This window comes from Leptospira alstonii serovar Sichuan str. 79601, from assembly GCF_000347175.1.
Taxonomy (GTDB): domain Bacteria; phylum Spirochaetota; class Leptospiria; order Leptospirales; family Leptospiraceae; genus Leptospira; species Leptospira alstonii.
Genome location: NZ_ANIK01000094.1, coordinates 1 through 20,518 on the forward strand (window position 1 = coordinate 1; position 20,518 = coordinate 20,518).

A 20,518-nucleotide genomic window follows, 5' to 3' on the forward strand; every position below is an offset into this window, starting at 1 on the left:
TAAGTGCTTGTCCCAAAACCTCAAAATGTGGGAACTACTACGTTTTTAAATGATGGGGAAATCTATTAAAAACCTAAATAACCGTCAAAGAGACATAATTTGCGGGAACTCCTGCAAATTTTCCTTGGAGGTTTTGGGACGCGCTGTAAGTAAAAAACACCAAGACCAGCGCAAACGGAGCGGCCATAAGTAGTTTGTATAGTCTTTTGATTGAAAGAGAATCTCGTCTCCTCGGATATGAGCCAGAATCATAATAACTTCTCAGGATCGTATTCTTTTGGTTTCATAGATTTTCTTTCTCTACCTGGTTGAATTTACGAATTCAAACCTTCATCCTCTAAATAAAATATACCGTCAATTCACCGATTGTATAACAAGAAATCGCATTAGAAATTCCTGCTATTATAAGACATCAGAATCCATATTCAACCTTCTTTGCTCTGTCTCTGATATTCTTTCAAGTCCTCCTCCAAAACCGCTCGAACGTTAGGCGGAATCGGAATGCTGGCTTTGTTAGCATGATCAAACGTCACTTGAACGGTTCTCGCAATCGCAAAAACTTCCTTCGTGTTGGATTCAAAGATGATCGATTGAAAATCCCAGGAACGATTCCCGATCCGAGTCACGCTCGTTTGCACTTCGACGACATGATGCATCTCGATGGATTTTTTAAGATCGATTTCGATTCTTGCGAGAATAAACGGAACGTCGAAAATCTCTTTCACGTTAAAACGACGTTTACAATAATCCACTCTTCCGATTTCAAGATAGGATACGAAAACCGAATTGCTCACGTGAGCGAACGGGTCCATATCCATCCACCGGGTCTGAATCGGAGTGGAAATCATATTAGAATTGTTTTAAGAAGCGCAGATTACCCGATTGGAAATAACGAATATCGTGGATTCCGTAACGCATCATTACAAGACGATCCAATCCGAGTCCGAACGCAAATCCGGTCCATTCTTTCGGATCAAGCCCCGCATGAGAAAGAACGTTCGGATGAATCAACCCGCAAGGTAAAAGTTCCAGCCAGCCGGATTGTTTACAAACGGGACATCCCTTCCCATCGCAAACGAGACAGTTAATATCCAATTCAAACCCCGGTTCAACAAAAGGAAAATATCCGGGCCTGAGTCTAGTTTTGATTTCTTTTTCAAAAATTCTGGATAGTAAAACCTGCATCGTATCGATCAGATTCGCCGCCGAAATATCCTTACCTACGACCATTCCTTCGATCTGATAAAACGTATGTTCGTGAGAAGCGTCCACTTCCTCGTAACGAAAAACTCTACCCGGCGCGATGATCCGAAAAGGAGGTTTCAATTTTCTTAATGTTCTTACTTGGATGGCGGAAGTATGAGTTCTGAGTAAATTTCCGTTTTCCAAATAAAACGTATCCTGCATCTCTCTCGCGGGATGATCTTCCGTAAAGTTAAGAGCGCCGAAATTATTGATGTCGGTCTCGATTTCCGGACCGTCCATCACGCTGAAACCCATCGAAGCGAAAATATCTTCTATCTCGTATTGGATCTGTGTGATCGGATGCAGACTTCCGTTTTCCGCTTTTGGAAGAGGACGAAGACTATCGAAAAATTCGGAAGCGGCTTGTGTTTCAAAAAGTTTTTTCTTGAGAGAGGTTTTGGTATCGGAAACAAAAGCTTCCAATTTTTTAGAAAGCTCGTTCGCTTTCTGACCTACTGTCTTTTTTTCTTCAATAGAAAGAGATGCGACATTCTTCAAAACCGCAGTGAGCTTTCCTTTTTTACCGATAAAATCATTCTTATTCTTATCTAAATCTTCTTCGGAAATAGAAGAACCGATTTTTTGGATCGCCTCTTCATAGATAGAATCAAGTTCTTGAGATAAGTTCATACGTGTTTCCGAGCGAGTTCCACAAGTCCCGGATAAATTCCTCCAAAGGAACCGTTGGACATAGCTAAGATTAGAATTTTTTGTCCAGTAAATTGGGGAATCATTTTCTCAAGTTTCGCAAGCAGCTCCTGAGGATCCTTTGCATAAATCGGAATGGTTTTTGAATTCTTAAGAAGTTTCTGAATCAATTTTTTCACGTCCAGACGAATGTCTTTGGATACTTTTTTTAAATTGTGGATCTCCGTCAAAATCGTAAGATCACTACCGAGGAAAGAATAAGAATATTCCTTTTGAAACACATTTCTGTGTGAGGTGGCGCTTCTCGGTTCAAACAAGGAAATAATTTTATAACCGTGGAATCGTTTCTTGATCGCATGAATTGTTTCATGCACCGCGACTGGATGGTGCGCAAAATCCTCCATTACAATCGCTTGTGAAGATTGAAATAAAACATCCTGTCTTCTTTTCACGCCTGGAAACGAATCGATCGCTTTTGCAATTCCTTCTTTATAACCGGAAGGATTTTGCGTTTTCAGAATTTCGGAACAAACTCGGATCGCAACTTCCATGTTTCTATAATTGTGATCTCCAAAAAGAACCGGATTGAGTTTTACATCGCCCCAAAGGAGTTCGTTTTTTTTCCAAATCAGGGAAGAATCCTTTCGATTCCATTCAAAACCTTCGGCCTTTGTAAACTTTACGTTTTGAACGAGTTTCTTTAGCGAACCCGAACCGTTCCAATAAAAGATCTTTCCGTTTCCGGGAACCAAATTGATCAGACGTTTGAACATCGTTTCGATCGCGGCGATATCCGGGAAAATATCCGCATGATCAAAATCTAATGCGTTTAACACCGCGTAAGTCGGTCTATAGTGCAAAAACTTGGAAGACTTATCAAAAAACGCCGTATCGTATTCGTCTCCTTCAATGACAAAGTAAGAGCCGTTTCCAAGTTCGAATCCGGGAAAACCGTCTTTGCGAATTCCTCCGACAAACAATCCGGCCTCGACTCCGTTCTCTTTGAGTATATGATGAATTAGGAATGTAGTCGTTGTCTTCCCGTGGGTTCCGGCGACTACGATTACCTTCTTTCCCTTGAGAAAAAATTCGCTGATCGCCGCGGGCATGGAAAGATAATTCATCCCGGAGTTGAGCATTTCCTCAACCTCGGGATTTCCCCTGGAGATCGCGTTACCGACGATGATCAGATCCCGACCTTTGATATTCTCGGCTTTAAAACCTTCGAAATACGGAATATTCCATTCTTTTAATTTATCCGACATAGGAGGATAAACGCCGGCGTCCGAACCGGAAACCTCGTGTCCGCTTTTCTGAAGCATACGGGCGAGATTCCCCATAGCGATGCCGCCGATTCCGATCAGAAAAATTTTCAATTGAGAACGGTCCTAATTAAATTGTAGACGATTGTTAAAAATAAAATTCCCGTCAAAAAATACGCCGAGCCGGACAAAAAGAATATTAGAATTTCCTTATCATTCCAATTCAGAATCTTTTTCAAATTTCGGACGGAAAGCGCGCAGGAAAGAAAAAACGAAATCGCGATAAAAACCGCCTGCAATGGAGAAGGTAAAATCCAAAACATTGATGACGCGCTGAATGGAATAAACGAAACCAAAAGAATATTCGCCGGAGGAAGAGTTTCCCCTTTGGTTCGATCCGCTTTTTTCATAAAGATACGAAACACGTCGAACTGAGCGACTAAAAACAAAACCGCAGGATACATCGCGAAAGAGAAAACAACTCCGGAAAACAAATTCCAATCGCCTTCTTCGTATCGAACGAAAGAAAGAATCGAAAATACGAAATTGGAAATGAGTTTTGCCGCAGGAGCAAAAATCCAAAGAAGAAAATGAGTTTTTAAAATTTCGGAATAACCGAAACCTTCCGTTTTTTGATAAAGATCAAAGGCGTTTTCGGGAGACTGAAAAACTTTTCGAAGAAATTCGGTTCTAACTTCGGAAAAATCTTGTTCTTTATCTACGATCATTTTTTGGGAAGAGCGGGATTCTTAGGAAGTGCGTTCTGTTTTACAGGTTCCTTTCTCTGTTCCGCTTTGTCCAAATTCACCGTAACTTCTTTTAACCGCAAGAAACTATCTTCACGGATGTAAAAAGGAGGTTCGGAAAATTTCCCGTTTATGATCCGAATCGCAGGTCTGTAATCAACGGAATTGATATTCGTCTTCGGATAATAACGCAATGTGATCCAATCTCCGTTGGAGATTCGAATTTTAAGAGAAACATCCGCAGGAACTCCGGTTAAACTTTTGGCTACGGCGTAACCCGCCCCGTTCGGATCGTCCGGATACAATTCCACAATTTGTCCCACGACTTGATTGTTCCAAGAATCACCCAAAGGTTGTTCCAAAGAGATCAGTTTCCCGGAAAGTCTTCTCCAAAAGTTTTTCTTAATCGTTTTCTCTTTGAACGGATGATTGTCGAGATGAAGAGTTTTTCCTTCCTCTTCCCAAATCGTTTCGACGACGGACTCATCCCTAAGATTTACGATTTGTTTTTGTCTGAACTCTCCGATTCCTCTCGTGAAACGTTCGGCTGTGTTTCCTTGGATGATCAAAATCTCGTTTCCTTCTCTAACGATTCTCGTGGAATCGCCGGATTTCTTTTTACCGATCCAAATTTTCTTCAGAACTTTACCGGAAGATTTCAAAAGTATCCGGGGAGAATTTTCGTTTAACTGCAATGAGGTGGGAATTTTTCCGTCCACGATCGGTTCGACACCTTTGATTTTGAGAACGGAAAGTTCTCGGAAAATATTTTCCGAATTATAACCGCCTTCGAACGCAAGAGTTTCTCCGGTTTCGAAATCCTTGGACTGCACCGTAAGAAAGTCGGCGCGTTCGCTGATTCCTTTTTGTTTTTTGAGAATAATGGGCGCTCGATAAAATGCGGAAACGTCGTCTCCGTCCCAAGAATTTTTAGGAGGTTGATATTCGATTTCGTCTATATCGATCTCCCAAACGGAAATCTCGGAACGATCTTCCTTTTTTTCCTCCAAAAAGAAAAAACTGGTAGCAAGGGCGACTAACGCAAGAACGAGAAGAAGGGCGCGTTTCAAGATTCTTCTCCTTCTCTTTTACGCTTTTGAATGAGAACGAAGGAGGAAACGAGCGCGATCAAACCCGGAAAAATAAACATTCCCAAAATCCAAACGACTCTTTTCTGAATATCGGTCAACGAAACGGTATTCACTTCCTCTTTCTTCGGTTGAATGGAAGATAGAGAAAGATCCTGATACATCCAAGTGATCGAAGAAGTTGCAAGTTCGTAGTTCGTTCCGTAAGAAATGAACTGATCGGTGATCCAAGAAGTTCCCGAAAAAATCACGACTCTTCCTTCTTCCTTCAAAGTGGTATTCGCGGTTTGAGAAGTGGATTCTTTTTCGGCATCCGAATTCTGGGAAACCGTTTCCTGCGAAGAGTTCAAACCCGGCGGCAAAGTTGAATTCGGATTTTTTTGCGAATCTTCTTTAGAATTTTCTAAACCGATTTCCTTCTTCTCCGTCGAGTTCGAACCGTTTTGAGATTTTCTTTCGGTCTCGATCGATCCGTTCCGAAGTTTCGGAATCGTCTTCAAAATCATCCCGAGAATTACGTTTCTCTTTTCTTCTCCCGTATCCAATTTTCCATTATTATTTTTATCTAATATAGATTCTCCGCCGGACTCCATCAGAGGAAAAACTTCGAGATTTTTACCGCCGGATGAAGGAGCCGCCTGAGGAACAAAATAACCCGCAAATGGAAACATCGCGCCCATGTCCTTTCTGGTTAACGCTTCCTCAATCGGGTGTTTTCTAAAAGACTTTGCGAGAACCATTCCGGCCTGGCCCTGAATCTGAGACAAAGGCCCTTTTACGAATTCATAACCCGATTTTTCCAAAAGCCATCCAAAGTTTTCCGTTCCTTTCGGATCGATCGTAATGAAAACCTTTCCCTTTTTCTTTTCGATAAAATCCAGGAGAGCCGTTTGCGCTTCTTTCGAAAAAGCGACGGTTGGTCCTGTGATCATCAGAACGTCCGCGTCTTCGGGAATTCGAACCGGCCAGCCTTCCGCAATCCCAAGTCCTTTGACTTTAAAGTTCAAGAAACTCAAGGAGTTGGATAAAATTCCGACCTTTTCGTTCGGAAGATTTTGAAAGATCGACGAAAATCTTTCTCCGTTCGATTGCGTAAAATAAATATTTTTTTCTTCCGTTGTGATGTTCACGACCGCTTGTACGATCTTACGCTCCAAATCTTCCAGATCGTTTTTTTCTCGGATCGCGAGTCTTTGTTCCGCGTATTGTTTTCCGGTCGCCTCAGCCAAAGGTTTTTTGGTTCTAAGGAGGATAAGTCCGTTTGAAACCTGGCCGAACTCGGCGAGATCGTCCAGTTCCACGTCCGCATTGATAAAACGAACCTTAAACTGGGGACTCAAAGATTTCAATTGATCCAAATAAATCTCCAGATCGGGACGAATCCTTCTCAATGAAAAAGAATTGGCCTTTTCGCTCGACGAGGAATTTTCCAGAGGTCTCGGATAAAAGGCGATTACTTCGACTTCTTTGTTGACGTTTTTAAGAATTTTGACGGCTGTCGGACCGAAAGAATACTGTCCCTTGGAGCTCAAATCGAAGTTGTGATTTCGCATTACAGAAATATAATTTACGATCACAAGAGCCACAAAAACGATCGCGAGGTTCATGATAAAGTATCGAACCAAAGCCTGTTTCGAGGTTTTCAAAACGCTCTGAGCGCCCGCGGAATCTTTGCCTAATTCCTTTAACAGCGTAAGAATCAAAAATCCGGCCGCAAAAAGAACCAGAAGCACCAAAAGAATTTCTCGGATTCTTTCGTTCCCGGAACCGGTCGAATTGGACCTCAACGCCAGCTCCTCCAAAAAAACCCGAAGATGATAGATCCCGAAAGCGACAAGGCTCAAAGCAGCAGCTATATAAGAATTCCATTCTTCTTGAATATTCTTTTTTTGGAACCAACGATAAGCGGGTTCCAAAATCAGGATCGTCAATACGAAACCCATCCAGAGCCAACGATTTGCGGGCATCTGTATGCTGTCACGAACCGGAAAATACAAAAACAAAGAAGCGAGGGAAACCCAGGGAAAAATTCTCAACAACGCTGATTCTTTCATCCTCTCCATCTCCTAGATTCCAAAACTTTTACGGTGAGATAAAGAAAGAATAACGCACCACTGACGAAGAAAACGATTCCGTTCAAAGGCAGAACTCCTTTACAAAAGCCGACGAAATGTGAAAAAATATGCAGGTGATAGAGAACCTTTCTCGTTACCGAATCGAACAGATACGAAAAATATCCCGACACCCAAAGGGTCAAGACGATCACGATGGAGATCAGAAGGGAAGTCATCTGATTCTTACCGAGGCTGCTTCCGAAAAGCCCGATCGCAAAAGAAAAAATTCCCAAAAGAAAAACTCCGATCGTTCCCGAGGCCACGATGTATAAAGGAGCTTTCCAAAAAGAATAAAGAAAGATCGGAAACAATCCGTTTACGAATACGGAAATCAGAAGACAGATTAGGGTTCCGAATGCGAACTTACCCGCTACGATTTCCAAATCCGTAATCGGAGCCGTAAAAAGAAGTTCCAAGGTTCCACGGTTTCTTTCCTCGGTGATACTTCCCATCGCAAGAATCAGCATCGCGATGATGATCGTCGACATAAAGGACAGAAAAGTGATCACGGTCGTATCGACGTAATTCGTACCCGAATTAAAATTCAAAATCAACACGAAGAGAGAATTCAAAAAGGCGGTCCCGCCGAATACCAAAGGAGCCATAAAGGTTCCGAAAAACACCTTCACTTCTTTGAAAAAAATCCATTTAATGTTTTGAAACATAGTTCTTTAAACCTGATTCATAAAAATCTGTTCTAAGGTTACTTCCTGTTTGCGAATGTATTCCAAACGGGGAGAAGAAGACGCGGATGCGAAAAGTTTTTCCTTAAATTCCTTTTCGGCGGAGGTGGAAACGAGAAACGTATTTCCTTTCGAATCCTCTCCTATGGATTGAATCTTATCCGAGCTCACACCGGGAAAGGCGGAAAGATATTTTTTACCGGACTCGGCGTCCGCGCCCGAAAGAGTTACTTCAAGGCCCGAAAGTTTTTCCATTTCCTCTTCGAGTTGTTTTCTGTCCCTTTGATATACCATTCTCCCCTTATGCAAAAATAGGAAACGGTTGCAAGTTTTGTAAACTTCGGGAAGGATATGACTCGAAAGTAAAATGGTATGTCCCTGTCTCAAGGAGTGGATCAGGTTTCTGATTTCAACGATCTGTTTCGGGTCTAGTCCCGAAACCGGCTCGTCTAGAATGATAATTCTCGGATTTCCAAGTAGCGCCTGTGCGATTCCCACTCTCTTACGAAACCCGAGCGAAAGAGTTTCGATATTGCTCCTACGAACATCCGTGAGAAAAGTCCTTTCACAAACTCTCGAGATCTCGGAGTCGATCGACTCGGATGAAACCTGTTTGATTCTCGCGGCGAACTTGAGATAATCTTCCACGGAAAGTTCGGGATAAAGCGGAGGAGTTTCGGGAAGATAACCGATCTTCTTTTTCACTTCGAGAGGATTCTCGAACGTGTTGGTTCCGTCGATCTCGCAGATCCCGTCGGACGCGATCAGATATCCGGTTAAAATTCGAATCGTGGTCGTTTTTCCGGCTCCGTTCAAACCGAGAAGGCCAACGATTTCCCCTTCTCCCAACTCAAAATTCAGACGATCTATGGCGAGTTTTTTGCCATAGAATTTAGATAGGTTTTTAACTTTGATCATCTTTGTTTAAACTTGTTATCGGAAAGTTCATTACTCAGGAAGTCCGATATTGATGGAATTATAGACCCTACTTTTGATTGCAGGATTTAGAAAAAATAGAAAAAATTTTATGGGCTCGGGTCAATCACTTTCTCATTGAAATCGAAAATCGAAACAGCAGACCCTATAAACGGAAATGCCTTCGAATTCCGGCGGGAGTTAGCAAATGTAAATCAGCGAACTTGAATGGCGGAAAGATTGGCTCCTTTGATAGGCCCTATCCAAGCATTCTGTTCTATAATTTGTTTTACCTTTTGGGAAACTAAAATTTGTCGGTCGGCGGCGCGCCCGCTTCCAAACCACTCGTTCGTAAGTACAAAATCAGGTTGGTGTTCAAATATTTCTTTTTTGAAAAGCGCCCGCTTATCCTCTTGCGGATAATTATATTTAACTTTGCCGCACCATGGACCCGCGTAATAAGTTCCTTCTGCGATTAATTCTTTTTTCAATTCATCGTCTTTGATTCTATCTTCACACAACTCCGTATTGAGATCGCCTGGAATAAGTCCGGGTATCCGGCAAATCCCCATTTTCCGGACAAAAAATACCATTCTTGATGAGTCATATTCAATAAACCTAATAGTTCCGATTTTGAAATACGGAAGTCGTATCGTCGGTTGGAATCACATAACGATCATCTGCCAGTAGATTCGAATTTATTTTTCGCAGAGAAAGCGGACCAACGTCTTCAAGAATTCGATCTTCATAGCCTTTCATAAAATCGATTGTAAAATCTCGAATACTTTGCGGGTCGTTGAGATCGAGGGTATTCCGATCTACGTTTTCGGGCGGGCACCCTTTCCAAACAATCTTCGATCCGTCGTAAACACACCCGACTTGTCTAAAAAATTGAAACGGTTTTGCAGGGGTCGCCTTAGAAAGGCGCTCTTGAAAATCCTTCTCCGTCATTCGATTTGTTTTCATCCATTAAAACCCCGGCTTAAAAAGATAACAATCTGCATCCATATATGAACGCAACGCGAGTTCTTGAAAATAAAAAAGAATTGCGGAACCTCCTGTAAAACGAGATTCATCCTTAAACACCTAAGGAAAAACAAAGTTCATGGCAATTGCAAACTTTCTGAATCAAGTCAAGGTTAGCGGAGGGAAACTCTTTCTGCAATTCGGAGGACAAGGATCTCCGTTCCTGAAAGAACTCTCCAAACTTTACGAGTCCGAGCCTTCCCTCAAAGAATTCTTCGATATTTCTTTTAAAGCGATTGCGGAGGAAGTCCCTATACTCGATAAGAAAATCGTCTACGGCGGTTACGACTTCGAAAGCTGGATTAAAAATCCGGATTCGGCTCCGGACGAAAACTATCTCTGCAGCGCCCCCGTTTCCATCGTCGGGATTTTTCTAGCTCAAATCGGAAACTACGTCGCGTTTACGAACAAGGGTTTTCCGGTTTCCGAACTGATTTCCAACTCGATCGGGGTTACAGGACATAGCCAGGGAGTCATCTCTTCCGCGTTAATCGCGCTCGGTAAAGAAGGCGCCGATTTTTATTCCGCATATGCAAAATTCTTAAAGTTCGTTTTGTATATCGGTTACAGAGCGCAGGAACTCGTAGGCGCTTACAATCCTTCCGAAGCCCTTCTCAAAGCGAACGAAGAAGTGGGCGATAAACAACCGGCTCCGATGGTTGCGGTGATCGGTTATTCTCAAAAAGAACTCGAAGACAGGGTAAAACAAACCAACGACGCGCTCGGCTTGAGCGGAAACAAAGCGATCTACGTAAGTCTTTTTAACACTCCCGATTCCAACATCGTTTCCGGAAGTCCCGAGTCTCTTCTTGAACTTCGTAAAAAGTTCAAAGCGGAAATGGACGAAAAGAAAGTGAAGTTCGTTTATCTAAGAACAACCGCTCCTTTCCATTCTCCGCATATGGAAGATACGAACAAAACCGTTCCGTTGGACATGGAAAGAATCGGTTTCGATTTCAAAGGTTCCGATCTGAAAGTTCCCGTTTATTCCATCTTCGACGGAAGAAACATGCAGTCCGATTCGGAAATCGGTCTTCATCTTTTTAGAGAGATGTTGATCAAAACTCTCCATTGGGATAAGGCGGTTAAACCCTTTGTTACCGCCGCAAACGTTACCGGTATCGACTTCGGACCGAGTGTGGTGAGTCAAAAATTGACTCAGGCGAACATGGGAACTTCAGAAAATAAAATCTACGCGGTTTCCAGCCCTAAAGATATCAAGGTTCTATTGGCCTGAAAAACGGAATATCTTCGATTCTAAAGCGGCTTTACCCGTTTCGGAAACATCTTCCGAAATGGGTTTCCGGTCTTCTTTCCCTCAAAAGACCGGAGGGAGAAATTCCAAAACTCACAAAAGCGGATTTTACGACCGGGCTTCATTGCGAATATCTTCTTTGGCTGAACAAGTATCAACGTCGCCACGATTTCGATCCCTTTGAACACCAATACATTTCTCCGAAACAAAATTCCCTTTTAAGAGAACTTTCTCATTCTCTTTTTCCGGAATCCAAAAACGTCCGCCATTCCGAATCCGAGACGAGGAGAATTTTGAAATCCGGTAAAGGAGTCAGATCCGCCTGTTTGGAAACGGAAAAGTTCGCCATGAGGGCGGAATACATTCTTCCGAACGAAACGATCGAAAATACGTTCGAACTCGCGGTTCTCAAAGCTTCCAGTTCATTCAAAAAACAACATATTCCGGAAATTGCATTTCAAAAGTTCGTAGCGGAGGAATGCGGTTTTCCGATTTCCAAATGCACCCTCCTTTTCGTGAATTCCAAGTTTCACTTCCAAGACGAGATCCGAGTCGATTCTTTTTTTGTGCGCAAGGACGTCACAAACGAAGTAATCCTCAAAGCAAAGGAAACGAAGGAAGCCGCCTATTCCTTATACGATCTTCTTTCTAGAAAAAATCTTCCTCCTCGTTTTGCGAGTAATCTATGTTCTCATCCGAGAAACTGTTCGTATCCGGAAGTCTGCCTAACCCCTAAAATTCCGGGCGATATCTTCACACTTCGGGAAGGAAAGGAAGAATCGGTAAGATTTTACGAACAGGGAGTTTTCAACCTAAAAGACATTCAAGAAACGGAAAGTCTAACTCCTCGTCAAAAAATCCAGGTTCAAACGATGCGAACCGGAACTTCCTATACGAATCAAAAAGTTTTCACGGAGTTTTTCGAAAGGCTTCGTTATCCGATTCATTTTTTGGATTTCGAGTCTATCAATCCTCCGATTCCGATTTATCCGAACACGAATCCGTTTCAACACGTTCCGTTTTTGTTTTCGCTGCACGTGATAAGGGAGGACCTTTCCCAAGAACCGGAAAGTTTTCATTATATCGACGACGGAATCGTAGATCCCAGAAACGGAATATTAGAAAAACTGCAAGAATGGATCGTACCCGGCGGAACGATTCTCTGCTTTAACGATAAATTCGAAAAGAGATGTCTGGAAGAATCCACATCGACCTTTCCGGAATATAAGGATTGGCTTAAATCGATCCAGGACGATTTTGTGGATTTGGCAAAACCTTTTTGGGAATACGATTACTATCATCCGGATCAAAAAGGAAGCACTTCCTTAAAAACCATCCTTCCCGTCATCACTGGCCGGAATTATAAGAACCTCGGAATCCAATCGGGCCAAATGGCGAACTCCGAATTTTTAAGAGTAAAAACCGAACCGATGACGGAATCGGAAAAATCAAAGATCGAAAAGAATCTCATCGAATACTGCAAACTCGATACGTATGCGATGGTTCTCATTCTTCGTAAAATCCAGGAATGGATCGAAATCATCTGATCGTAGTTATTTTAAAGAATTCTTATGAACTCACCGATCCTTTCCTTCCAATCTTCTGGAAATAATTTTCCTGCTTCTGAAATCATCGACTTAGAATTTAAAATTCGTTTTGAAAATCGAACGGACGAACCGATAGAAATCTATCCGAAGATCGCCGCCTTTCCTAAGACGATCGGTTGGGGTTGTCCGAATTTCGAAATGGAAATAGAAGACGCAAAAACCCAAGAGCTGCGCTCTTACTATGGCCCGCCCGCTCAACCGCCCACGCAAAACGATTACAAAAAAAATCTTAACCTCTTACTTTCGGGAGAATTTTTTGAACGCACCGTATCAGCGTGTTGGATTCCGAATTCTAAAATTCCAAAACGTTCCCTTTCCAAAGAACTCTTGGATCCGGAAGGATATGACGGAATCGATGAATCTCTTTTTAAAAAATCATCAATGCTCGTACTCAATCGAAATCGTTCTGAAATCGTTTCGGAGTTGAAACTGAGAGAGGATTTTTTACGACCGAACCATCTGATTCTTTTTCCAGGCTCCGGAGAATATAAGTTCTTTCTTACTTACTATCAAAACTCTTGGGTGGATTTTAAACCGAAACGATCTTTGAATCTGAAATCGGAACAAGGAATCTTCCTCGTTGAATGAGCGATTTCGAGATTTTTATTCGAATGAAAATCTTTTCGATCTATTTTTGGCAATTTTTTATTTCTTCGATTGAAATCTAAAATAATTCGTCTATTCTTTCTCGTTACGGAATTCCTTTCCGAAAATTTGTTTTGGAGAAATTCATGAAAAGACATTTAGCGTTTTGTTTGACGATTGCTTTATTTGCAACTGTACTTTATTCGGAAGCTCCCGTCCCTCCAAGTGAAGAAAAAGCGAAAGCCGATTTGCATTCCTATTGGAATAAAAAATACAAAGGTGAAACGATCGAGTCCGTGGAAAGCGGAGGCGAGCCGGTCATCCTTGAAAAAACCGACGCCAAGGGAAAGGTCGTCGAGACGAAATATAAAATTCCTTTTATCGTAGTTTCTAAAAAAGGAAGCGCCAAAACAAAGTACGAGGCGGGCGCGAACTACATTCTCAGTAAATCCAATCAGTGGAATTTTTCGGAAGTAGGCATCGGTAACGTTGAAAAATTAGCAGGTGGGGAACAATCCGCTCCGGCTAAACCGAAGGTTAAGGAGATCATCCTCAAAGCGCTTAACGATAAGTACACGGGTGAATATACTTTTTCCGATTTGAAAATCGACGATGGAGAATTCGGTAGCTCCGGAGAAAGATTTTGGTATCGATATCAAGGAGATATGAAACGTAAGGCGACCGACGGTTCTGCGAACACTTGCAGCGATTCGGATTTTACGATTCAAAAACTGAATCCCAGCTCTGACTGGACCGTTGACATTACGTCCCTCGGGAGAGGCTGTTATTAACTTAACGCGAGTCGGCATAAGCCCTGTCCCGTAAAAACTCATCGTCTCCGCTCTTTATGAAGCGATCGAGGAAACTCAACACTTCGTTTCCTGAACGACGATCCGTAAAAAGGCGTTCGGGCACGAAGTGAGTTTTGGGACACGTTATATACAATGCGAAAGCGATCGTAGTATTCTGTTTCGATCCATAGCGAGAACCGTTGAGTTCAAGCCAATATTTCTTACATCAAAACTCACGTTAAAAAAAATCGGCCCCATGCCTGCATCCGAACCGATTTGAAATTTCCCTTGTTGAATTAGATTCTAAAGACTGAATTGACTTATAGTAATCGTATAATCCTCAACTTCCCCTTCGCCAAAGGACTCGTCCGCACGCGGATATGTTTCCGAACCGAGGGCTGCCTTCATAGAAACCCTCATCTTCGTATCTCCGGTGAGTGCGCTCGCTGGAATCACAATCGATTTTTGTAATGTTCCACCATAGGAGGAGTAAACAGAATCCTGAACTACAATTTCCGAAGAATCAAAACTACCGTCACGATTGAAATCGATCCACACTCTCCATCGATGGGTTCTCGACGGAATACTTATGGAACCTTCGCTCGATAATACGATATTGTACGTAAATCCTTTTAACACCGTCGGGTGCAGATACGTGTTATCTTTGTATCCGCAATCGTTTCCGGAATTTTTCTCTACGTTGGAAAGTTTTACGGAAGTGATAAAATGTTGCGGTTTGAGCCCTCCCTCCCCTCCTCGGGAATTCGTTTGTGCGGGAACACCTACCGCGTCCCAGGCGTCGATCGTGTTTTTGACTTCCGAAGAGAATTTCCCAAATAAGAACTTGGAGGCGAGAATGGCTGCACTTCTTGCTGTTTTATATCCCGACGTAGGAGAAAGATAATGGAGTGCAGAATAGGCGATTTTCTCGGCTTTTTCTATATTAATCCCCGAAACGTTATATTCACACCAATGATCATTGATTCCTTGTTTTCCTTTGGAAAGGATATAAAACCAGTGGCTCAAAACAAGACTGTTCGTATGTGGTTCGTTGTTTTCAAAGTCCCAAAGATTTCCATAGTATGTATTTGGTCCTGGATGCAGTACTGTGTTAGACTTCGGATTTTCCGCAGAACGCATTCCTCCCCCTGGAACCGTTTCATCCGCTACTAACCAAACGTTCTTTTGCATTCCTAGAGTTTTGTTTACATAATTATTCACACCAATGTTCCAAATATCACTGAATCCTTCATTGAGAGCTCCAGGCTCAGGATCATAATTGAAACCTGCAATGTCCCCATTTACACCGTGCCCAAATTCATGAGAAGTCACATCCAAAGAAGTAAAATCTTCATATGTAGGGTCTAAAATAATAGCTACATCAAAACTTTTACATATACTACTGTTGTGAGGACAATATATATAATATATTTCTTCCGTAACAGGGTCCCAAAATGCGTTATTGGCTGCAAACATATCAAAGTAATGCACGTTATTCACTACCTTGCTATTATTTCCATCATAACTCAAATGATTGTGAATGGAATCGAAGTAGTCATAGGTCATTTCGATTCCCCAATGAGCATCCAACAACGCATCATGATTATAATCGTCATGATATTCAAATTTTGACCAACCGTTGCTAGTATCAATAATTGGAACATTCAAAAGTTGAAATGTATCTTCAGACTCTGGTACAAATTCCCAAGAATACGTAACAATTCCGTTACCTCTTGAATAATCCTTAAGTTCATAATGATTCGCTTTCCCCGCCGTCCAAGTTGTAATCGGTTTCACTCCGCTAAAACGAGTCGACGCGGATCCCTGTTTGATACAGGGGGTTTTATCCGGAAAACAAATACCGTAATTCGTCTCCGGTGGGGGTTGTGGAGTCGTCGGAACCGGATTTCCTCCGGCTTCGTATCTTCGAGCGTCTTTACTGGATAAAATCTCACCGGAGTTAGAATCCACATAAATGTATTTAGAAGCAGGCGGTTCGATCGCCGAAATCCCGAACTTATACGCCAATCGAAACTCTTTTTGAGAATTCGATTTGGCCACAGAATGCTGATAAACCAAAAGTTCTCCCTTCGGGAAATAAGTTGCCTTTGAATCATTTCTTTTCGTTTTCAAGGCTTGTTCTCTTTCCGGAGATTCCCAAATATATTTCCTTGCTCCAAAATGTTTGAGCGCTTTCGTAAGCGCTTCTACTTCAGACAATTTAGAAGAAGAATTCAAACTCTCCGGAACTTGATAAAATTCACCCATCATAGATTCGATCGTATTCTCTTTTGAGATTACTGTATAAATTCCATTTTCAACTTTAATTCCTTTGTATTTTTGTTGAAACCGATCGTGATCATAAGCGCCTATTCGATTCGAACGCAAAAAAACCGGTTCTGAATTTAAAGGTAATTGCAAATACGTTTTTAAAACTTCAGGAGCCTGTTTCCGAGCATAAGGAACAAGATCCGAATTAAACTTTGCAAGTGTAATCGAACCGTCAGACGTATATACCCTCTCCGAAATTGCTCTGGTATCCGCTTTGACTGGATTTAAAATTCCAAACCAAGATTCTATCCCGGTTCCTTGTTTATTATCATTACAAGAAAATAAAAATAAAATCGCAATGATGGAAATACCAGTGAGTATTTTTTTTCTTGAATCGATTCCAAACCACTTAAAATGTTTCATACACTTTCTCTCTTCCTGTCCTATTTTACTTTTTATAAGAAAATCTCCATTACTGATCCCTATAAAATAAAATACCGTCAATTTGAGCACAAATTCCGCGTTAGACGCAGAATTTTGAACACCGTATTTATAGTTCTCAGTAAAATCTAAATTTTCGCCTAAACCGGCTTTCGGCGAGCTTATTGTATTATGATTCCATTTTATAAGGATTTCATAACCATCCTTCGCCAGGCACAATGCATTAGTCGGAATTCAAAGTCCTTTACTCACAAAGCCAAGACCTATAAACGTTAAAATCGACCAACCAGCAGCCGATTCCACATTATATATTATAAAAGTAAAGTATTTTTTATATAGAATATACAATTATTAAATTTTTCTTTTATTTTACCGGAACAAATAAAAAATCCTTGATTTAAAATTATCCTAAAAATTTAGCTCGCCCAAACTACTACAAACAAAGTAGAAACATTAATTAATTAAAATATAACAACATTATATAGAAATAAATTATATCCAAGCTCAAAAGTTAACTTTCTATCCAAAGAATGGGATGATCTTTTAGAATTTTGATCGGAACGTTTTCCGTAGAATGAGAAAAAAGCATGCGCCGTAAAGGAATTCAAAAATGCGAAAGATAAAAATTCGCCGAGAAACGAATTCGCTTTCGAATTTGTATCGAACTCGTTTTTCTTCCCAGATGGACCAATGAGTTGTCGGGTTGCGAAAGTTTTAGGATCGATTCCTTAGAAAATATATCCGATTTCTTTTTCTCGATTTCCAATAGGATGGAACTTCCGAAAACAAAAAGCCCCTAAATCCCGTTTCAGAATCGGGAAAATCCGGTTGTCCACAGACCCGGACCGATTTTCAGTGTATTCAGAATGGCGCAAAACAAACCTGTTAAAAAAATCGTCCTTGCTTACTCCGGTGGTTTGGATACGTCCGTGATTCTCACTTGGTTGAAAGAAACCTACGGTTGCGAAGTGATCGCTTTTACTGCGGACGTAGGCCAGAAGGAAGAACTTTCCGGACTGGAAGAGAAAGGAATTAAAACCGGCGCTTCCAAGGTTTATATTCAAGACCTCCGTTTGGAGTTTGCTAGAGATTTTATTTTTCCGGCCATTCAAGGAAACGCACTTTATGAAATGCGTTATCTTCTCGGAACCTCTCTCGCCCGACCTCTGATCGCAAAGGCGATGGTGGAAGTCGCCGAAAAAGAAGGCGCAGACGCTTTCGCTCACGGCGCGACCGGCAAAGGAAACGATCAGGTTCGTTTCGAACTCGGCGTTAAATCTTTAGCTCCGGAAAAAACCATCATTGCGCCTTGGAGAATCTGGGATTTCGGCGGCAGATCCGATCTGATCGAATACGCAAAGTCCAAAGGGATTCCGGTTCCCGTAACCGCGGAAAAACCCTATTCCATGGATCGCAACCTCATGCACATTTCTTACGAAGGTGGAATATTAGAAGATCCTTATAGAGAACCCAACGAGAACATGTTTCTTTTGACGACCTCTCCCGAAAAGGCCCCCGATGCTCCCGAATACTTGGAACTTGATTTTCAGGAAGGAAATTGCGTCGCGATCAACGGTAAAAAACTGAATCCTCTCGAAGTAATGGAGGCCCTCAACACGATCGCGGGTAAACACGGAGTGGGAAGAGTGGACATCGTTGAAAACCGCTTGGTCGGGATCAAGTCCAGAGGCGTTTACGAAACTCCGGGCGGCACCGTATTATTCGTCGCTCATAGGGATTTGGAATCGATCACGGTCGATCGGGACACACAACATCATAAGGATAAATTATCCATCGAATTTGCGGAACTCATTTACAACGGACACTGGTTCTCCTCGAGAATGAAAGCGGTTCGCGCATTTATTTCGGAAACGCAAAGATACGCGACCGGAACCGTAAAAGTAAAACTCTACAAAGGAACCTGTTCGGTAGTGGGGAGAAAATCTTCCGTATCTCTTTACAATCCGGAGATGGCCACCTTTGAAAAAGAGGAATTGTATAATCAAAAAGATGCCGAAGGGTTTATCAATATCTACGGCTTACCCGCTCAAGAAACGGCCAGGCTTCGTAATAAATGAAACATTTGGCGATTTATCCGGGTTCCTTTGATCCGTTGACAAACGGACATTTGGACATTCTTCAAAGATCTATGGGGCTTTTCGACAAGGTGATCATCGCGATCGCGGTCAATTCCAACAAGTCCACGTTGTTTTCGATAGAAGAAAGACTCGAGTTTATCCGCGAGGTTACAAAAGGAATGAAAGGTTTGGAAATCGATACCTTTCCGGGTCTCACCGTGGATTACTGCAATAAGGTCGGAGCCAACAGTATCATTCGAGGACTCAGAGCGGTCACCGATTTCGACTACGAATATGCCATTTCTTTAATGAATAAAAAATTGGCTCCGAATGTGGAAACCGTTTTTCTCATGTCTTCGAGCGAATATTCCTTCATTTCTTCCACGATCGTAAAGGAAGTCGCAAGACACGGTCGGGACGTGAGCAACCAAGTTCCCGAAATCGTCAGCAAAGCATTACTTAAAAAACTCTTTCAATAAGGAAAAAAAATGTCCAGAACGTTTATCATGATCAAACCCGACGGTGTAAAAAACAAACACGTCGGAAACATTCTTGCGAGAATCGAAAAAGAAGGATTTAAAATCCTAGGGTTGAAGTATCTAAAGTTATCCCTCGAAGACGCAAAACAATTTTATAAAGTGCACTCCGCCCGTCCGTTTTACAACGACCTGTGCAACTACATGTCTTCCGGACCGATTGTCGCCGCCGCTCTCGAAAGAGATAACGCCGTTCTTCATTGGAGAGAAGTCATCGGAGCGACCGATCCGAAAGAAGCGGCGGCCGGAACGATTCGCGCTCTGTATGCGGAAAGCAAGGAAGCAAACGCGGTACACGGCTCCGATTCGGACGATAACGCCGCTCTTGAAGTTTCCTTCTTTTTTAAAGGAAACGAATTGTTTTAAGACGTTTTCGGGCCTGGCAATCGTTAGGCCCATTCGTATTTTTTCGGAATTTCTACGACGATGAATTTTGAATTCAGTTTAAAATATTTTAAAATTAATCGATTTTTTAGTTGTACTTTTTGGAAAGAAATTATTAATTATTTTCTTAATTCAGTTATAAAACGATTTTTTAAACCGACAATTTGAATATGAACGCAAGCACAAAAGAACAACTTCAAAAACACAGCGAAATCATGAAACAATACAGGACCAACGATCCCTTCGGTGATCCGAATCACGGAACCCCGGATTGGATGGACGACGTGATGGAACTTATTTATTCCAGAGAAGAATTTCTTGTGGATTCCGAATCGGATTTTGAAATCGAATAATTCCGTCTAATAATCTCTTTTAACTTTCGTTTATAAGCCGCATTTTTCCTTCCCGATTCGAATTTCCACCTACCTCCGGCTATCTCGCTTCCTGAACTGCGATCCTTAGAGTGGCATAAGCGACCCCACAAGTTACATAACCTTACCCACAAGTTAAGAAGGTTTTTGGAATAAGAAGAATCAAAAACGCACATTTTTCAAATGTTCCGACAAGAATGGAGCTTTTTACTTGCAAAAAGTATGATTTTCTGATAAAGAAAAGCCACCGGAGTCTTCCCGCCGCCTCTCCCCTCCACCCAAAAACGCGGGTGGGGCTTGCTTGTTTCACAGTAGATTGTCGTAATTCCGACAGATTTATCTTGAGATCCAAGTATTTGTGGGTAAGGTTATGGCTCTCTCCTATGTTTCTTGTGTCAAGCCCTCCCGCTATTTTTTTTTACATAAGACCATATTGGGCTAATTTTCGATTTAATATATTTTCGGGCATAGA

General features: G+C 41.9%; 18 protein-coding genes and 1 pseudogene. 8 read left to right on the forward strand and 11 right to left on the reverse strand.

Annotated features, from left to right (window positions below):
• Positions 1-425: 425 nt before the first annotated feature.
• From LEP1GSC194_RS17025 to LEP1GSC194_RS17070, 10 genes and pseudogenes are all read right to left on the reverse strand, one after another.
• Positions 426-848, reverse strand: coding sequence for an acyl-CoA thioesterase (locus LEP1GSC194_RS17025; RefSeq protein ID WP_020774742.1), 423 nt, complete (start codon positions 846-848; stop codon positions 426-428).
• A gap of 1 nt (position 849) precedes the next feature.
• A complete protein-coding gene (pheS, locus tag LEP1GSC194_RS17030) occupies positions 850-1,875 on the reverse strand; it encodes a phenylalanine--tRNA ligase subunit alpha (RefSeq protein WP_020774743.1) in 1,026 nt (341 codons plus the stop codon).
• Positions 1,872-3,269, reverse strand: coding sequence for a UDP-N-acetylmuramate--L-alanine ligase (locus LEP1GSC194_RS17035; protein ID WP_020774746.1), 1,398 nt, complete (start codon positions 3,267-3,269; stop codon positions 1,872-1,874). The genes pheS and LEP1GSC194_RS17035 overlap by 4 nt, the downstream gene beginning before the upstream one ends.
• Positions 3,266-3,883, reverse strand: coding sequence for a hypothetical protein (locus LEP1GSC194_RS17040; RefSeq protein WP_020774744.1), 618 nt, complete (start codon positions 3,881-3,883; stop codon positions 3,266-3,268). Before LEP1GSC194_RS17040 ends, LEP1GSC194_RS17035 begins: the two co-directional genes overlap by 4 nt.
• Positions 3,880-4,971 (reverse strand): hypothetical protein, encoded by a 1,092-nt coding sequence (locus LEP1GSC194_RS17045; RefSeq protein ID WP_020774748.1) that lies wholly within the window; start codon positions 4,969-4,971, stop codon positions 3,880-3,882. The genes LEP1GSC194_RS17040 and LEP1GSC194_RS17045 overlap by 4 nt, the downstream gene beginning before the upstream one ends.
• The gene (locus LEP1GSC194_RS17050; RefSeq protein WP_020774756.1) at positions 4,968-7,043 is read right to left on the reverse strand and encodes a motility-associated ABC transporter substrate-binding family protein; all 2,076 of its coding nucleotides are present in this window, start codon (positions 7,041-7,043) and stop codon (positions 4,968-4,970) included. Before LEP1GSC194_RS17050 ends, LEP1GSC194_RS17045 begins: the two co-directional genes overlap by 4 nt.
• Complete coding sequence (locus LEP1GSC194_RS17055; protein ID WP_020774753.1) at positions 7,040-7,768, reverse strand: ABC transporter permease; 729 nt, start codon at positions 7,766-7,768, stop codon at positions 7,040-7,042. The genes LEP1GSC194_RS17050 and LEP1GSC194_RS17055 overlap by 4 nt, the downstream gene beginning before the upstream one ends.
• A 6-nt stretch (positions 7,769-7,774) precedes the next feature.
• A complete protein-coding gene (locus tag LEP1GSC194_RS17060) occupies positions 7,775-8,704 on the reverse strand; it encodes an ABC transporter ATP-binding protein (RefSeq protein WP_020774751.1) in 930 nt (309 codons plus the stop codon).
• Between the two features lie 212 nt (positions 8,705-8,916).
• On the reverse strand, positions 8,917-9,294 hold the full coding sequence (locus tag LEP1GSC194_RS17065) for a hypothetical protein (protein WP_017807665.1): 378 nt from the start codon (positions 9,292-9,294) through the stop codon (positions 8,917-8,919).
• A gap of 70 nt (positions 9,295-9,364) precedes the next feature.
• Positions 9,365-9,667 (reverse strand): annotated as a pseudogene (locus LEP1GSC194_RS17070) (DKNYY domain-containing protein); the annotation flags it as partial.
• A gap of 139 nt (positions 9,668-9,806) precedes the next feature.
• Here LEP1GSC194_RS17070 and LEP1GSC194_RS17075 point away from each other — a divergent pair.
• From LEP1GSC194_RS17075 to LEP1GSC194_RS17095, 4 genes are all read left to right on the forward strand, one after another.
• Entirely contained in the window at positions 9,807-10,964 is a 1,158-nt protein-coding gene (locus LEP1GSC194_RS17075) for a hypothetical protein (RefSeq protein WP_020774755.1), read from the forward strand.
• Positions 10,965-11,125: 161 nt separating this feature from the next.
• Complete coding sequence (locus LEP1GSC194_RS17085) at positions 11,126-12,529, forward strand: DUF2779 domain-containing protein (RefSeq protein WP_173644571.1); 1,404 nt, start codon at positions 11,126-11,128, stop codon at positions 12,527-12,529.
• 24 nt (positions 12,530-12,553) lie between these two features.
• Entirely contained in the window at positions 12,554-13,177 is a 624-nt protein-coding gene (locus LEP1GSC194_RS17090) for a hypothetical protein (protein ID WP_020774749.1), read from the forward strand.
• Positions 13,178-13,320: 143 nt separating this feature from the next.
• Positions 13,321-13,965 (forward strand): hypothetical protein, encoded by a 645-nt coding sequence (locus tag LEP1GSC194_RS17095; protein WP_020774757.1) that lies wholly within the window; start codon positions 13,321-13,323, stop codon positions 13,963-13,965.
• A gap of 303 nt (positions 13,966-14,268) precedes the next feature.
• On the opposite strand, the gene LEP1GSC194_RS17100 is transcribed toward LEP1GSC194_RS17095, so the two are convergent.
• On the reverse strand, positions 14,269-16,659 hold the full coding sequence (locus LEP1GSC194_RS17100) for a M4 family metalopeptidase thermolysin (RefSeq protein ID WP_036043546.1): 2,391 nt from the start codon (positions 16,657-16,659) through the stop codon (positions 14,269-14,271).
• A gap of 884 nt (positions 16,660-17,543) precedes the next feature.
• Here LEP1GSC194_RS17100 and LEP1GSC194_RS17105 point away from each other — a divergent pair.
• From LEP1GSC194_RS17105 to LEP1GSC194_RS17120, 4 genes are all read left to right on the forward strand, one after another.
• Positions 17,544-18,755 (forward strand): argininosuccinate synthase, encoded by a 1,212-nt coding sequence (locus LEP1GSC194_RS17105; protein ID WP_020774754.1) that lies wholly within the window; start codon positions 17,544-17,546, stop codon positions 18,753-18,755.
• Positions 18,752-19,234 carry a pantetheine-phosphate adenylyltransferase gene (gene coaD, locus LEP1GSC194_RS17110; protein WP_020774740.1) on the forward strand — a complete coding sequence of 161 codons (483 nt, stop codon included), beginning with the start codon at positions 18,752-18,754 and terminating at the stop codon, positions 19,232-19,234. Before LEP1GSC194_RS17105 ends, coaD begins: the two co-directional genes overlap by 4 nt.
• A 9-nt stretch (positions 19,235-19,243) precedes the next feature.
• Positions 19,244-19,657, forward strand: a complete 414-nt coding sequence (locus LEP1GSC194_RS17115; RefSeq protein WP_003005802.1) for a nucleoside-diphosphate kinase — start codon at positions 19,244-19,246, stop codon at positions 19,655-19,657.
• Between the two features lie 188 nt (positions 19,658-19,845).
• On the forward strand, positions 19,846-20,028 hold the full coding sequence (locus LEP1GSC194_RS17120) for a hypothetical protein (protein ID WP_020774747.1): 183 nt from the start codon (positions 19,846-19,848) through the stop codon (positions 20,026-20,028).
• Positions 20,029-20,518: the final 490 nt, after the last annotated feature.